Origin of the sequence: Nocardiopsis alba DSM 43377, assembly GCF_000341225.1 — a bacterium.
Classification (GTDB): domain Bacteria; phylum Actinomycetota; class Actinomycetes; order Streptosporangiales; family Streptosporangiaceae; genus Nocardiopsis; species Nocardiopsis alba.
The window spans coordinates 72,215-87,236 of record NZ_ANAC01000023.1 but is presented as its reverse complement, the minus strand read 5'-3'; the positions used below and the strand labels follow the sequence as shown (position 1 = coordinate 87,236).

The following is a 15,022-nucleotide window of genomic DNA, read 5'->3' as shown; positions in this document are numbered from 1 at the left end:
CGGGTCAGCCGTTGAGCAGGTCGACCCAGGCGTGGACGGTGGGGTTCTCCGACAGGTCCGCGAAGTCGACCTCGGCCCCGTCCACGCGCCACCGCTCCATCAGGCTCATCACGCGGACCGAGTCCATGCCCCGGTCGAACAGGTTCTCGGCCGGGTCGACGCTCTCGACGGGCTCGGCGAGGGCACGGGCGGCGTCGGCGCGGACCCGTTCGACGGTGAATACGGGATCGGTGTCGTGGGACATGGGTCGTGCCCTCTCTTCGGTGGGGGCTCCGGCGCGCGCGGCGACGGAGTCGATGATCTCCGCGACCCGGGTCGCGATGTTGGACAGCAGCGACGCCGACACCCCGTGGGTGTGCTCGGTGCCGCCCTGGAGGTAGAGGCCGCAGGTGAGGGTGTCGTCGGTGGCCACGCGGTAGTCGCGTTCCACCACGGGCAGCCCCTCGGGGTCGGTGAGCACGGAGTCGACCAGGTCGCCCAGCAGCGGTCGCGGGTCGGCCGGGTGGTAGCCGGTGGCGAAGACGACGTAGTGGGCCGGGACCGGGGTCTGCTTACCGGTGACCAGGTCCTCGACGACCACCGCGACGCCCCGCGGGCTCTCGGTCAGTCCGGCGACGCGCGAGGTGTTGTGCAGGTGCAGGCGCTCTTCTCCGTGCACCTTCTCCTCGTAGTGACGGCGGTAGAGCTCGCCGATCAGGTCCGGGTCGACCACCGAGTAGTTGGTGTTGCCGTGATAGCCGGTGAGGCGACGTTTGACGTCGGCGGGGGCCGCGTGGAAGGCGTCCACGGCCTCGGGGTCGAAGATCCGGTTGGCGAAGGGGCTGTCGTCGGAGGGGCTGTAGCCGTAGCGGGACAGGACCGCGTGGATCCGCGCCTCGGGGAACCGCCGGTGGAGGTGGTCGGTGACCTCGGCGGCGCTCTGACCGGCCCCCACGACCACGAAGGACCGCGGGTCGGCCTGCGGACCCAGCGCCTCCAACCGGGTGAGCAGGTACTCGTTGTGCCACACGCGGGCTGACTCCTCCACCCCCTCGGGCATACGCGGACGCAGACCGGGACCGAAGACGACGTTGCGGGCGCGCAGCACGGTGGTGGCGCCGTCCTGATCGCGGGCGACCACGTCCAGGTGGGTGACGCGCTCACCCGAGTACACGGGGCGGACCTCGGTGACCTCGTGGCCGTAACGGACCTGGTCGGCGACACGGTCGGCGCACCAGGACAGGTAGTCGTGGAACTCCCGCCGCAGGGGGAAGAGCGTCTTGTGGTTGATGAAGTCGTGCAGCCGGCCCGCCTGGTGCAGGAACGACAGGAAGCCGAAGTCGCTGGCGGGGTTGCGGGTGGTGACCAGGTCCTTGAGGAAGGACACCTGCATGGTGGCGCCGTCGATGAGCATGCCGCGATGCCAGCCGAAGGACTCCTGGCGTTCCAGGAACACCCCGCTCAGGGCGGGCTCGACGCCCTGATCACGGCGTTCGGCCAAGGCGATGGCCAGGCCCAGGTTGGAGGGGCCGAAACCCACCCCGACCAGGTCGTGGACGGTGGTCGGGTCTGCGTCGGGTGCCACGGTGGTCCCTTCGTGGAGGTCGGTCACGGGCGGGCTCCGGTCGAGTCCGCGCCCTGGTCCAGGAAGTCCAGGGCGTCCCGGGTGGACAGCACGGTCGCGCAGCGTCCGGCGGCGTAGCTCAGGGCGGAGCGGTGGTGGTCGGCGCTGAAGTCGGCCAGGGCGTCGGCGATCAGGAACGGGCGGATGTCGCGCATGAACGCGTCGGCGGCTGTGAGCTGGCAGCCGATGTGGGCGTAGACGCCGGTCACCACGATCTGGTCGCGTCCCTGGGCGGCCATGCGTTCGGCCAGGTCGGTCTGGGCGAAGGCGCTGTAACGCCATTTGGTGAGCAGGAGGTCCTCACCGTCGGGGGCCAGTTCGGGGACGATGTCGGTGTGCTCGGCGACGGCCTTCATGCCCGCGCCCCAGAAGTCGCGTTCCAGACCCCGCTGTTCGGAGGTCATGTCGCCGGGCTTGGCCGTGTAGACGACCGGGACCCCGGCGGCCCGGCAGGCCGAACGCAGGGCCGCGATATTGGCCACGGCCCCGGCGATGGGCTGGCTGCCCTCGGCGTAGGGGCGGACGAAGTAGCGCTGCATGTCGTGGACGAGCAGGAGCGCGCGTTCCGGTTCCAGGGGCCAGTGCGCCCGGTTCTCGGGCAGCTCCTCGGAGGTGGGCAGTGGGTAGGGGGCGATCGTGGGCAGGGACATCGATCAGTGGTCCGTTCCGGAGGTGGTGCGTGCCGCGCGCAGGTCGCGCTTGGAGGTCTTGCCGACGGCCGTGGCCGGGAAGGCGTCCACGAAGCTGACGCGGTCGGGGATCTTGTAGGCGGCCAGGCCCCGCTCGCGCAGGAAGGCGAGCAGTTCGCTCCGTGTGGGCGCCTCGCCCCGGGCGATGACGTAGGCGTGGGTGCGTTCGCCCAGGTAGGGGTCGGGGAGGGCGACGAGGGAGGCGTCGTGGACCGCCGGGTGGGCCAGGAGGTGGTTCTCGATCTCCTCGGCGCCGATCTTCTCCCCGCCCCGGTTGATCTGGTCCTTGGCGCGTCCGGCGACGACGAGGGCGCCGGAGGGGTGGCGGCGCACGATGTCGCCGGTGCGGTAGAAGCCGTCGTCGGTGAAGGCGACGGCGTTGTGCTCGGGCGCCCGGTAGTAGCCCCGGATCGTGTAGGGCCCCCGGGTCAGCAGATGGCCGGGTTCGCCGTCGGGGACCGGGTGGTCCCGGTCGTCGACGATGAGGATCTCGTCGTGGTCGCTGATCGGGCGGCCCTGGGTACCGGTGACGACCTCGTCGGGGTCGCCGTCCCTGGTGTAGTTGACCAGCCCCTCGGCCATCCCGAAGACCTGTTGGAGGGCGCAGCCCAGCACCGGGGCGACCCGGCGGGCCGCCTCCGGTGGGAAGGTGGCGCCGCCGACCTGGAGGACGCGCAGGTCGGACAGGTCGCGTTCGCCCTGGGAGCCGTGTTCGACCGCGTCCATCCACAGCATGGCCACGGGCGGGACGACCGCCGTGTGCGTGACGTGCTCGCGTTCGATCAGGGGCAGACAGGTCGCCGGGGAGGGGTCGGGCGCGGTGACCACGGTGCCGCCCGCGTGCAGCACGCCGAGGAACCCGGGTGAGCTCATCGGGAAGTTGTGGACGGCCGGCAGCGCGGTCAGGTAGACGGTGTCGGTGTCCAGGCCGCAGATGTCGGCGCTGGCCCGCACCGAGTACAGATAGTCGTCGTGGGTCCGGGGGATGAGCTTGGGCAGCCCGGTGGTACCGCCGGAGAGCTGGAAGAAGGCGACCGATCCGGGGTCGGGTTCGGCGAGGATCGCGGTGTCGGGTTCGGCGCGCAGCGCCTCCAGGGCGGTGAACCCCTCCTCGTCACCGGCCTCGCCCACCACGACGACGTGTTCCAGCGAGGGGACCTCCGCGCGGACCCGCGCCGCCATGGGTCGGCAGTCGAAGGCGCCCTGGAGGTCGGTGGTGATCAGGGCGACGGCCTCGGCGGTGCCCGCCAGGTGCAGCAGTTCGCTGCGGCGATGGGCGGGCAGCGCGTAGACGGGCAGCGCGCCCAGCCTGAACAGCGCGAACACCACCTCGAACAGGGACGCGACGTTGGGCAGGTGCACCACGACCCGCTCCCCCGCGCGCACGCCCAGGCGGGACAGACCGGCGGCCAGGGCGTCGGCGCGCCGGTCCAGTTCGGCGTAGGTCCAGCGCAGGTCGCCGTCCACGACGGCGGTCCGCTCGCCGAAACGGGCGGCGCGGTCCCTCAGGAAGGCGGGGAAGGTCTCGCCGGTCCAGAGACCGGCGGCCCGATAGGCGTCGGCGTACTCGCGGGGCCAGGGGGTCCAGTCGGCGGGGTCGACGGCGCGGGGGCCGGGGCGGTCGTTCATGGTTCAGGCGGCTCCGTCCACGCCGAGGGCGAGCAGGAGGGTGCGCAGCTTGGCCGAGGTCTCGGCCAGCTCCGCGTCGGGGTCGGACTCGGGCATGACGCCGCCGCCCGCGTACAGGTCGAGGGTGTCGCCCTCCACGTCGGCGCAGCGGATGGTCACCACCCACTCACCATCACCGGAGACATCGGTGTGACCGACCGCGCCGGTGTAGAAACCGCGGTCGAAGGGCTCCAGGTCGACGATGGTGTCGAACGCCCTGCTTCGAGGGGTGCCGCAGACCGCGGGGGTGGGGTGCAGGGCCATCGCCGGCACGTGGGCGGGCAGGTCGGGGTCGATGGCCTCGCCGGTCACCCGGGTGGACAGATGCCACATGGTGGCGGTCTTGACCAACTCCGGTTCGTCGGGGACCGCGAGCCTGCGGCAGTAGGGGCGCAGGCCTTCGGCGACCGCCTCCACCACCACGGCGTGCTCGTGCCGGTCCTTGGTCGAGGTGAGCAGGTCGACCGCGCGCTTCTGGTCCTTGGTGGGATCGGCGCTGCGCGGGGCGGACCCGGCCAGCGGGTTGGACAGCACCCGTCGTCCGCGCTTGGAGACCAGCAGCTCGGGGCTGGCCCCGATGAGCGAGCGAGTGCCGGTCCCGCGTGCGGGCAGGTCGGTGGCGAACACGAAAGCGGAAGGGTCACGCCACAACAGGTTGGCCAGGACGGTGGCCACGTCCACCTCCCGATCGCCATGGACGCGCAGGGTGCGGGCCAGGACCACCTTGCCCAGGTCGGCGTCCTCGGCCATGAGCTTGACGGCGCGTTCGACCGCGGCCACGTGCGCCTCCGGTGCCGGGACCGGGGTGATCCGCCACTCCCCGGCCAGAGGGCTCCAGCGCCGCTCGGCCGGGGCGGTGTTCGCGGCCGGCGGCGACCAGCGCACGGTCTCGGGGACCACCAGGTGAGCGGGGCGGGCGACGTCGAAGGGGATGGCGCCCACGGCGACGGCGCCCTCCCCTGCCTCGGCCAGGACCGAGGTCAGGTTCTCGGCCCGGTCCAGGGTGGTCAGGGTCCCGGTCCCGTGCAGGGCGTGGGAGCCGGTGGAGAAGAACGCGTCCCTGGGCCGGTAGGCCGTCAGGAGCTCGCCCGCCGAGGCCGCGGGGGCGGCGGTGCGCTGTTCGGGCATGGGTGTGGCCTTTCTCGTGATCAGGCGCGCGGAACGGCCGGGGTGGGGCCGTGCGAGGGAGGGGCGGGGTTCAGCGGAGCGTGGCGCCGCCGTCCACGTAGAGCTCGTGCATGGTGATGTGGCGCGCGGCGTCGGAGAGCAGGAAGCGCACCGCCTCGGCCACGTCCTCGGGGCTGCCGATCCGGCCCAGGGGGATGCCGACCTTGAACCGTCCGAGGTCGCCGTGGACCAGGGCGTCGGGGTCGGGGGTCATGGCCCGGAGCATGGGGGTATCGGTCGATCCGGGCGAGACGACGTTGCAGCGCACGCCCAGCGGTGCCAGTTCCAGGCCGAGGGATTTGGTCAGGGCCACGGCGGCGGCCTTGGAGGCGGCGTAGGCGGCCATGCCGGAGCGGGGGATCCCGGCCGCGTTGGAGGCGACGGTGACCAGGGCGCCGTGTCCGCGCGGCCCCATGCGTCGGGCGACGGCCCGGCCGACGGCGAAGACCCCGGTGGCGTTGACCGCCATGACGCGGTGCCAGTCGCGTTCGTCGCAGTCGGCGACGGGGCCGGTGACCAGGGTTCCGGCGGCGTTGACGGCGAGGGTCACCGGGCCGAGGTCGGCCTCGATCTCATCGAAGAGTCCCTCGACGCGGGTCGTGTCGGTGACGTCGGCGATGAACGCGTCCGCCCGGTGTCCCCGTTCCCGCAGGAGGCACAGGGTCCGGTCGAGCCCGTCGGCGTCGACGTCGACGGCCGCGACCCGGGCCCCGTGCCCGGCCAGGTCGAGGGCCACGGCCCGGCCCACACCACCGGCCGCTCCGGTGACCATGGCGACGGCACCGTCGATCCCGTTCACGTTCGTTGTCCCCTTCCGGACCCGCTGACCTGCAAGAAGTTAGGTAAAGCTAGCCTCAATTAGGTAATCCTTACCTAAGAAGTTCGCGGCAAGTCTCGGCCGGAAGCCGGCGCCGTGTCAACCGGAGAGCGAGTGAGACCTGGGTCACTCGATTTCACCCACACCCCCGGGGAGCGACCCGACCGAAAGCCGCGAAACGACCGCGTTCGCGCAGGTCGAAGCGGGCACGCGAGGAGCCTAGGAGACCCCACCGGAACAGGCCTCCGCCACCGAGGCGCACTTTCCAAACCCACCAAAGGTGAGGCGGTTGTCACGTCCGGTCACCTTCACGCCCGGAACGTCGATCGCGCCCACCCCGAAAAGGGACGACCGAAAGGGTGACCTAACCTGTTGGAGCCCCGAGAGGATCTTTCGAGGGCACCCCTTGCAGCGACGACCCGAGGAACCGCGTTGAGCCTGAACTCCCTGACCGCCCCGGCCTTCCGTGTGGTGGCCGTCTTCGAGGCCTTCACCTGGGCCGGACTCCTGGTCGGCATGTACTTCAAGTACCTCGGCAACGGCAGCGAACTGGGCGTGCAGATCTTCGGCCCGCTGCACGGCGGCGCGTTCATGGTCTACGTCGCGGTCACCCTGTTCGCCGCCGTCCGCCTGCGCTGGGGCGTGTGGCCGACCCTGGTCGCCCTGGCCGCGTCGATCCCGCCCCTGGGCACCCTTCCGGCCGACTGGTGGCTGCACCGGACCGGCCGACTCGCCCCCGGAGCGAACACGAAGAACGACCGGGACCGCAGCCCCGAACCGGTGTCCTGAGTACCTTCGGAAACCCTCTTTCGAACGGGTCGCACTCCTTTGTGCGACCCGTTTCCTTATGCCCGAGAACCCATCCGCCACATGAATCCCAAGGGCAACGAAAAGGGCGGAGAGTACCTGACTCGAGGGCGCCCTGAAAGGGGGGTAAATCGTTTTCGTCCTGACCGGTAACGAACAAAGAAAACTTTCGCTCGACCCTTTGCGTACGCGGACCGAGCCATGTTCAGTGGGGAACCGTAAACCGCCCGAACAACCCGAAAGGGACACCCCACATGGAGCAGAACCAGGGCCCCGACCGTCGCACCCTCCTGAGAGGAGCGGCCGTCGCCTCCGGCGCGGCCGTGATCGGCGCCTCCGCCGCCTCCCCCGCCGGCGCCTCCCCCACGACCTCGGCCGCCGAACCCCCGATGTCCTTCCGCGCCGACTGGAACGCCCGGCCCCCGTCGAGCCCCGTCCAGATCCTTCAGACCCCGCCGACCCACGTCGTGGTCCACCACACCGCGACCGCCAACAGCACCGACCACTCGCTCGACCACGCGCTGGCGCTGTCACGCTCCATCCAGAACTTCCACATGGACACCAACGGGTGGATCGACGTCGGCCAGCAGTTCACCATCAGCCGGGGCGGTCACCTCGTCGAGGGCCGCGACCGCGCCGTTCCCGCCGTACGCGAGGGTGTCCACTGCGTCGGCACGCACGTGGCGAACAACAACAACACGTGCGTGGGCATCGAGAACGAGGGCACCTATATGGAGGAGGGGCCCACCCAGGAGTTGGTCGACCGCCTGGTCGAGACCCTCGCCTGGCTGTGCGGCTCCTACGGACTCGACCCCCAGACCGCCATCCTGGGGCACCGCGACTTCAACGCCACCGCCTGCCCGGGCGACGTGCTGTACGCGATGCTGCCGGATCTGCGTAACGCGGTGAGCTCCCTGATGCTCGCCCAGGGGATGGAGATCGGCACGCGCACGGTGTCGGCCGAGGACCGGCCCACCTACCCCGAGGTCCCCGAGAACGAGCCCGAGGGCGAGTTCCTGCACGGCCCGGCGCGCGGCCCCGACGATTTCAGCCGCTGACCCGTTGAGGACGGTTCCCCGCTCATCGTCCTCCTACCGGTGACCATCGAGGCGGTGTCCCTTTCACCGAAAGGGACACCGCCTCCCCCTACGGAGTTCGCTCCGAAGGTGGCGGCCCGACCTCGTCACCCGCCTCGGGCACCGCCAGACGCATCGCGCACAACGACACGAAGAGCACCGCCGCCACCGCGAACCCGACCCGCAGATCGCCGGTGGACTCGCCCAGGACACCCGCTGTCAGACCGCCCAGCGCGGTACCGCCCATCATGATCAACCGATTGCCCGCCGAGACCCGGGACAGGTGACCGTCCGGTGTGCGGCGTTGCAGGGCGGTGATCGTCATGACCCCGAAGACCGCGGCGGCGGCCGCGCCCACCACCAGACCGGCGGAGATCGCCCAGACCCGGGTGGTCAGGGCCAGGACGACGCTGTCCACCGCCATGAGCAGGCACGAGAGCGTGAGGAGCCGCAACTCCCCCATCCTCGCGGCGAGCCGGCCCGCGTACGAGGCCCCGACGATACCGCCGACGCCCAACGAGGCCATGAGGAGACCGAACCCCCAGGTGTCCAGCCCCACCGGTCCGGGGGCGACCAGATACAGGGCCAGGACGGAGAAGGTGAGGCTCCCGGCGAAGTTCGCCCCCGCGCCCCAGAGGGCGAGGACGGCGATACGGCGCTCGCGGAACAGCAGGGCCGGGCCCCGCAGGATCTCACCCCACAGCGAGACACGCCGCTCCGCCGCCTCCGAGGGGGCCGGTCCCGGTTCGTAGCGCACACGCCAGAGCAGGATCGCCGACAACGCGTGGCAGACGGTCGATACCAGCAACGGCGCGGCCTTGGAGAACGCGAACAGGGTTCCGCCCGCCGCAGGCCCCACCAGATCGTCTCCCGCCATCGAGGCGGCGTGCCGACGGCCGTGCGCCCGGGAGAGCTCTCGCCGAGGCACCAGCCCGGGGACCATGGCCGGGGTGGAGGTGTCGAAGAAGGCCTCGCCGACCCCGAGGAGGAAGGCCGCGGCGAACAGCGCTCCCACGGTGAGGTGGTCGGTGAGCAGGAGAAGGCCGACACCTCCCAGGAGGACCGTTCGTGTCAGGGCCGCGCCCAGAGCGAGCACGCGCCGGTTCAGACGATCTCCGAGCGCTCCGGCGGGCAGCCCCACCAGGAGCCAGGCCAGGGTGCCGGTGACCGCGACCCCCGAGACCAGGATCGGGGACCGGGTCAGCTCGACCGCCACCAGCGGGAGCGCCACCCGGACCAGCCCGTCCGCCAGGTTCGCGCTCGCCGAGGCACCCCACAGCAGGGAGAAGTCACGGCCCAGAGGGGCGGCCCGCCGCCCGGAGTCGGACGGGGGCGAGGAAGTGGAGGACACCGCGCTCATATTCACATCGGGGAAGGGGGACCGGGTCGCCATCGGTACCGGGACCGGGCGAACCCCGATCCACCGTAGTGGCCTTCCCCGTCCCTTTCCAGGGAAAGGGACGACCGTGACCGGCCAGAGGAGAGCGCCCACGAGGAAGTGGGAACCCTTCACCACCACAAGGACATTCTCACCACGGTGGACATGAAAGACATAGCGGAGAATTCACGGAATACCGTTATCGAAACCGGATGAGCGCTCTCTCGACAACAGCCCGGAGCCTTTTCGGGAAATCCCTCACCCCGAGGCGTCGAGAGGAACGGAGGCCCCGCCCCCCATCACCAGATCCCGGTAGGGCGAGGTCACCACGGGGAGGGTGTCCACCCCCAAGAGTCGCTCGGCCTCCTCCAACCGTCGCACGGCCTCCTGGGAGGGACCCTCGGAGAGGATCTCGGTCTCGATGAACGAGCCCGCGCCCACGACCGTGTCCACCACCACCGACAACCCCGGTCGGCCGGAATCGCGATAGCAGACGCGCCTCTTCTCCACCCTGGCCAGACGGACCATGCCCAGCGCCTCCAGAAGATCATGGGCGCGCGCGGCCTGGTCGGCGTCCGCCAGCGCCACGTCGGTCTCCTTCTTGGCGATGACCCCCGCCGCGCTGCGGGTAGTGGCGTCGGAGGCGGGCTTGTAGGTGATCTCGCACCCGCCCTCCCGCTCACGGACCCGCAGGCACTCGACCGTCTCCATGAAATCGACGTCGGGCCTGCTGTAGTAGGTGTCGACCTCCACGATCGACCCCGCGGCGACGAGACCCGCCGTTTCGAGCCGCCGCTCCAAGGCCGCGCGATCCTCCAGCGCACGCTTGCGTTCGACCTCGATCGGTGCCATCGAGACGTTCATCCCCCTTCGTGGGCGAGAGCCGCGTACACGCGGGCAAGATTGTGGTTGCTGAATGATTCTCTAGTGCAGGCCAGGGCTTCGGAGAGCGCCAGAGAATCCGAAACCGGAATGTTACGAAATAGAACAAGCTGCTTAGCGTCCCACAGGGGATTAGAAAGCTTTCTTGTCAAGTACCGATTATAGTAATGGCGCTGCCTGACCACTATATCTTCACCCCCAGAAGGAATAAGAATAGTCGGACGAGTAGAAGACGATCGAGTCGAATGGACCGCAAACTCAGTGAGCAACTCGTCGACCGTCAGATAGGCATAAGTTTCACGCCCCTCTCGAGCACTCCACTCCTCCCACACTCGAGAGCATTCATCGTCCCCCTCCTCCACAGCGGCAAGGAAGGAGTTCAGCGCCAGGTCCGTACATGTATCAAAAACATCGCCATCGACAGTCCGATATTCGGAATTTGACTCACTGAGAGCATCCATCATGCCCTGAAACTTCTTGGGCAACCATTCTGTACTGGCGAGGACATAGTGCACCAACTTGTGTCCGGCACGCATGTCCAACCACTTCATCGATAGTTCACCATCCAGCACTGGAGTGAAGCCCAGAGCCCCAGAGCGCCAAACGTGGTCACGGAAAGTGATGTAATGACGCTGTATCTCGCGGAATAAACCGACAGGAGCACTGATCACAGCACATGTCCCCACCTGCAAGTCCGCCATGTCCACCTGACACGAGTTCTGGCGAACCATCACCTGGTCATGAATATTGTGGTAAGGATGCCTCCCACGCTCCAGATAGTTCGGAGTGAACATTCGAATGAATCGCAACCAAGAGGGCGCATCGCAAGTGTGCATAACTCGATCATGCAAATTTCTGCCCTGTACGGAGTACACATCCCTATAGACGAAGTATCCGTAGGGGACGATCACTGATCCGAGCACGCGTATAAGTGATTGAAGCCCACTGTAACCACCACCGTAAGAGTAGATCTCATGCACTAGGGCCGAAGCACTGACCACGTCGGCCCGACGCGGCAGAAGCTTGTTCAGATCTTGAGCAAAACCATGAGCGAGTTCGCAGTTACCGACCTCGTTGAACTCGGACATGGCCCGGGACAAGGAACTCGATGCGACTCCGGGAACCTCGACCAGAGTCAGATCCACTGGAGCGATTCCGCGATGTTCTTCGCTCAGGCTGGAGGCCAGAAACTTCACCGCGGCCCCTCCGCCAGGACCTATCTCCACCACATGGGGGCGCCGAGCACGAGTCTGCTCCAGCGCCCTCAGCACAAAGAAACCTTTTTCTTCACCATGGGTGTTCGCTGCGATATCGAGATACTCAGGACAGGACTTGTGTTCGATAGCGAACGAGGACAATGAGCGCCTCCTGTTCAAGGCACCACCCTCTCTGCCGGTGGTGGCACTGCTCCCAGGAGAACCGATGACGTCCAGATGAAGCCATGATGAGACAGGTTCAGTCACGATTCACTCACACGATCACGCTTCATGTGGGCGATAATCAGCCGTATGGCTCCCTCTCCCCCTACCGACTTCCGGACAGCACTCACTCGCTGGCGCAAGCTGCGCCGCCTGACGAAGAAAGCCCTCGCGGAGGCGATGGGCTTCGATCCTTCCTACATCAGCCACGTGGAATCCGGACGTTACCCGGCCAGTGAAGAGTTCGCACGGCTGGCCGAACAGAAGCTGACCAGCTCTGGGGAGCTCTGGCGATCCTGGCAGAAAACATCCGAAACACGACCCGCTCCCGCCGGAAACGGGGATTTGTTCGTCGACCTTGACCATGCCGAACTGCGCTACCACGAAGGCACTTACATCGCGTCCATGCGACGCCGTGTGGTCAACGGTGGCAACGAACCCGTCACTCGCTACCTGATACGTATCAGCGTCGACCGCCACCCAGGCCGGCCGGAACTGTCGAACGAGCTCTATCGCAAGCATCCGCTCACGTGGGAACGTTTGGAGCTGACCGCCACCTGTGATGGTGAGCCCATGACATGGGTGGCCAAGCACGACCGGGACTCCTTCAAGGAGATCTGGCTGAGCTTCGAGAACGAAGACTCGATGTTCCCCCTCTACCCGGGGCAGTCCGCCTTGCTCGAATACTCCTATGTCGTGGGGTCGGACCAGTGGGGGCAGTGGTTCCAACGCGCCATTCGACTACCGACTCGTGCTGTGAGTGTGGAGCTTCTCTTCCCCACCTCTCTGGAACCCGGGGTCTGGGGCACCGAGACCTCGACCACGACCGCGACCGTACCGCTGCGCTCAGCCGTACAGCGTCGAGAAGAAGAAGATCAGGTCTCCTTCACCTGGCACACGAACGACCCTCCGATCGGCGCCCGATACAGGTTGGAGTGGCGTTGGAGGAACAGTCCCGAGCGTGATACCGAAACAAGCCCGACGCTTCATACTGCTGGGGATCGGATGCGCGCCGCGGGGATCACACAAGAGGGGGAGGAGATCCTCGAACGGACCGCGAAGCCTTTCCAGCTACCTGAACAAGCGAAGCAGGCCGAAGATGTCGTTGATCAATTGCACCGAGCCATCCAGCGCGTACGCGACCACCACCATTTCGGGAAAGGCATGGGGCTGGCCGCACCTCAGATCGGTATCGACCAGGCCGCGGCCATAGTGATCCCTCCTGACCCTGACGCCGCTGTAGTGCTCTTGCTCAACCCTGTGATCATCAGTGAATCCGATGAGACCGACACCCAATACGAGGGATGCCTGAGCTTCTTCGATGTGCGTGGGCTCGTCCCTCGCTCACGCCGTATCGAGGTCGAACACACACAAGCAGACGGATCTACGAAGATCACGGTTTTCACGGATGCCTTGGCCCGTCTGGTCGCGCACGAGGTGGACCACCTACACGGTTTGACGTATAAGAACCGAATGACCGAAGGGGTCTCTCCCATCCCCGTAGAAGAGTATCGCGGGACCGGAAAATCTTGGAGTTACAGCTCTGACCCGGCACAGAGCAAGAGTAAATAGAGAACGTATAAAGACACATAGCATGATCTTCACAAAACCATCAGGTGTCCACAGGACCCCTTGTCGAAAACCGAACGCTCGACGATGAGTAGAACCTCCGCGGGCAGGCTCGGGGCGAGAGTTCGGGGTACGGAGGGGGCGGGTGGGGCATGTTCCTCCTCGAACGGCGTCCACGATCGTCAGGGAGGACTTCGCATGTCCCAACAGGTCCAGGGTGTGATCTCACGCGCCAAGGGCGCGCCGGTCGAACTCACCACCATCGTCGTCCCCGACCCCGGCCCGGGCGAGGCGGTGGTCCGGGTCCTGGCGTGCGGGGTCTGCCACACCGACCTGCACTATCGCGAGGGCGGCATCAACGACGAGTACCCGTTCCTGCTCGGCCACGAGGCGGCGGGCATCGTCGAATCCGTGGGCCCGAACGTCACCGAGATCGTCCCCGGCGACCACGTCGTCCTCAACTGGCGGGCGGTGTGCGGCCACTGTCGGGCCTGTAGGCGCGGCCGCCCCCAGTACTGTTTCGACACCCACAACGCCGAACAGAGCATGACCCTGGAGGACGGCACCGAACTGACCCCGGCCCTGGGCATCGGCGCCTTCGCCGAGAAGACCCTCGTGGCCGCCGGACAGTGCACCAAGGTCGACCCGACCGCCTCGCCCGCGGCGGCGGGCCTGCTCGGCTGCGGGATCATGGCCGGGATCGGCGCCGCCATCAACACCGGAGGGGTCACCCGCGGCGACTCGGTGGCCGTCATCGGCTGTGGCGGCGTGGGCAACGCGGCGGTGGCCGGGGCCCGCCTGGCCGGGGCGAACCGGATCATCGCCGTGGACCTGGAGGAGCGCAAGCTGGAGTGGGCGCGCGGCTTCGGCGCCACCCACACCGTCGACGCCCGCGTCTCCGACCCGGTCGAGGCGATCCGCGATCTGACCGACGGCTTCGGCGCGGACGTGGTCATCGACGCCGTCGGCCTACCGAAGACCTATGAACAGGCGTTCTACGCCCGCGACCTGGCGGGCACCGTGGTGCTGGTGGGGGTTCCCACCCCGGAGATGCGGCTGGAGCTGCCCCTACTGGACGTGTTCGGCCGGGGCGGCGCCCTGAAATCCTCTTGGTACGGCGACTGTCTGCCCTCACGCGACTTCCCGATGCTCATCGACCTGTACACCCAGGGCCGGCTGGACCTGGACGGGTTCGTCACCGAGACGATCGGGATCGGCGACGTCGAGGAGGCCTTCGGCCGGATGGAACGAGGCGAGGTTCTGCGATCGGTGGTGCTGCTGTGAGTAACGCGCGTGTGGAACACCTGACCACCTCCGGGGTCTTCTCCCTGGACGGAGGTTCCTGGAAGGTGGACAACAACGTCTGGCTGGTGGGCGACGACGAGGAGGTCGTCGTCATCGACGCCCCTCATGAGGCGCAGGCGATCATCGACGCGGTGAACGGTCGACGGGTCGTGGCGATCGTGTGCACCCACGGGCACAACGACCACGTCAACGCGGCCCTGGAGGTGTCCGACGCGGTCCACGGTCCGGTCCTGCTCCACCCCGACGACCGGGTGCTGTGGAACATGACCAACCCCGAGCGGGTGCCCGACGGCGCGCTGGCCGACGGGCAGGTCATCACGGTGGCCGGGATCGAGCTGCGGGTGATCCACACCCCGGGCCACGCGCCCGGGGCGGTGTGCCTGTACTCGCCCGAACTCGGCGCCCTGTTCAGCGGGGACACCCTGTTCCAGGGCGGTCCGGGGGCGACCGGAAGGTCCTACTCGGACTTCCCGACCATCATCGCCTCCATCAGGGACCGGTTGCTCACCCTTCCCGGGGACACCGTGGTGCGCACCGGGCACGGAGATCCCACCACGATCGGCGCCGAGGCGCCCCATCTCCAGGAGTGGATCGACCGGGGCCACTGAGATCGGTCGTGGAGGTGCCCCGCGTCGAGGTCGGC

Annotated in this window: 13 protein-coding genes; 5 read left to right on the top strand and 8 right to left on the bottom strand. The window is 68.0% G+C overall.

Annotated features, from left to right (window positions below):
- Nucleotides 1–4 precede the first annotated feature (4 nt).
- From D451_RS0122115 to D451_RS0122095, 5 genes are all read right to left on the bottom strand, one after another.
- Nucleotides 5–1,564, bottom strand: a complete 1,560-nt coding sequence (locus D451_RS0122115; RefSeq protein ID WP_435825284.1) for a SidA/IucD/PvdA family monooxygenase — start codon at nucleotides 1,562–1,564, stop codon at nucleotides 5–7.
- A gap of 23 nt (nucleotides 1,565–1,587) precedes the next feature.
- Entirely contained in the window at nucleotides 1,588–2,253 is a 666-nt protein-coding gene (locus tag D451_RS0122110) for an isochorismatase family protein (protein WP_017536014.1), read from the bottom strand.
- 3 nt (nucleotides 2,254–2,256) lie between these two features.
- Complete coding sequence (locus D451_RS0122105) at nucleotides 2,257–3,921, bottom strand: (2,3-dihydroxybenzoyl)adenylate synthase (RefSeq protein WP_017536013.1); 1,665 nt, start codon at nucleotides 3,919–3,921, stop codon at nucleotides 2,257–2,259.
- Between the two features lie 3 nt (nucleotides 3,922–3,924).
- On the bottom strand, nucleotides 3,925–5,088 hold the full coding sequence (locus D451_RS0122100) for an isochorismate synthase (RefSeq protein ID WP_017536012.1): 1,164 nt from the start codon (nucleotides 5,086–5,088) through the stop codon (nucleotides 3,925–3,927).
- A gap of 70 nt (nucleotides 5,089–5,158) precedes the next feature.
- Nucleotides 5,159–5,926, bottom strand: a complete 768-nt coding sequence (locus D451_RS0122095) for a 2,3-dihydro-2,3-dihydroxybenzoate dehydrogenase (RefSeq protein ID WP_017536011.1) — start codon at nucleotides 5,924–5,926, stop codon at nucleotides 5,159–5,161.
- Nucleotides 5,927–6,376: 450 nt separating this feature from the next.
- Between D451_RS0122095 and D451_RS0122090 the strand changes: the two genes are divergently transcribed.
- A complete protein-coding gene (locus tag D451_RS0122090; protein WP_014909596.1) occupies nucleotides 6,377–6,733 on the top strand; it encodes a DUF3817 domain-containing protein in 357 nt (118 codons plus the stop codon).
- A 272-nt stretch (nucleotides 6,734–7,005) separates the two neighbouring features.
- Nucleotides 7,006–7,809 (top strand): peptidoglycan recognition protein family protein, encoded by an 804-nt coding sequence (locus D451_RS0122085; protein ID WP_014912403.1) that lies wholly within the window; start codon nucleotides 7,006–7,008, stop codon nucleotides 7,807–7,809.
- An 88-nt stretch (nucleotides 7,810–7,897) separates the two neighbouring features.
- On the opposite strand, the gene D451_RS0122080 is transcribed toward D451_RS0122085, so the two are convergent.
- From D451_RS0122080 to D451_RS27495, 3 genes are all read right to left on the bottom strand, one after another.
- Nucleotides 7,898–9,187, bottom strand: a complete 1,290-nt coding sequence (locus tag D451_RS0122080; RefSeq protein WP_042285332.1) for an MFS transporter — start codon at nucleotides 9,185–9,187, stop codon at nucleotides 7,898–7,900.
- A gap of 276 nt (nucleotides 9,188–9,463) precedes the next feature.
- Entirely contained in the window at nucleotides 9,464–10,057 is a 594-nt protein-coding gene (gene cyaB, locus D451_RS0122075; protein ID WP_234305936.1) for a class IV adenylate cyclase, read from the bottom strand.
- 8 nt (nucleotides 10,058–10,065) lie between these two features.
- Nucleotides 10,066–11,550, bottom strand: coding sequence for a hypothetical protein (locus D451_RS27495; RefSeq protein WP_206539091.1), 1,485 nt, complete (start codon nucleotides 11,548–11,550; stop codon nucleotides 10,066–10,068).
- Nucleotides 11,551–11,595: 45 nt separating this feature from the next.
- Between D451_RS27495 and D451_RS0122070 the strand changes: the two genes are divergently transcribed.
- From D451_RS0122070 to D451_RS0122060, 3 genes are all read left to right on the top strand, one after another.
- Nucleotides 11,596–13,077: a peptide deformylase gene (locus D451_RS0122070; RefSeq protein WP_051067488.1), complete on the top strand. Its 1,482-nt coding sequence runs from the start codon at nucleotides 11,596–11,598 to the stop codon at nucleotides 13,075–13,077.
- A 195-nt stretch (nucleotides 13,078–13,272) separates the two neighbouring features.
- Nucleotides 13,273–14,358, top strand: a complete 1,086-nt coding sequence (locus D451_RS0122065) for an S-(hydroxymethyl)mycothiol dehydrogenase (protein WP_017536007.1) — start codon at nucleotides 13,273–13,275, stop codon at nucleotides 14,356–14,358.
- Nucleotides 14,355–14,987 carry an MBL fold metallo-hydrolase gene (locus D451_RS0122060; protein WP_017536006.1) on the top strand — a complete coding sequence of 211 codons (633 nt, stop codon included), beginning with the start codon at nucleotides 14,355–14,357 and terminating at the stop codon, nucleotides 14,985–14,987. The genes D451_RS0122065 and D451_RS0122060 overlap by 4 nt, the downstream gene beginning before the upstream one ends.
- The last annotated feature ends 35 nt before the right edge of the window (nucleotides 14,988–15,022 follow it).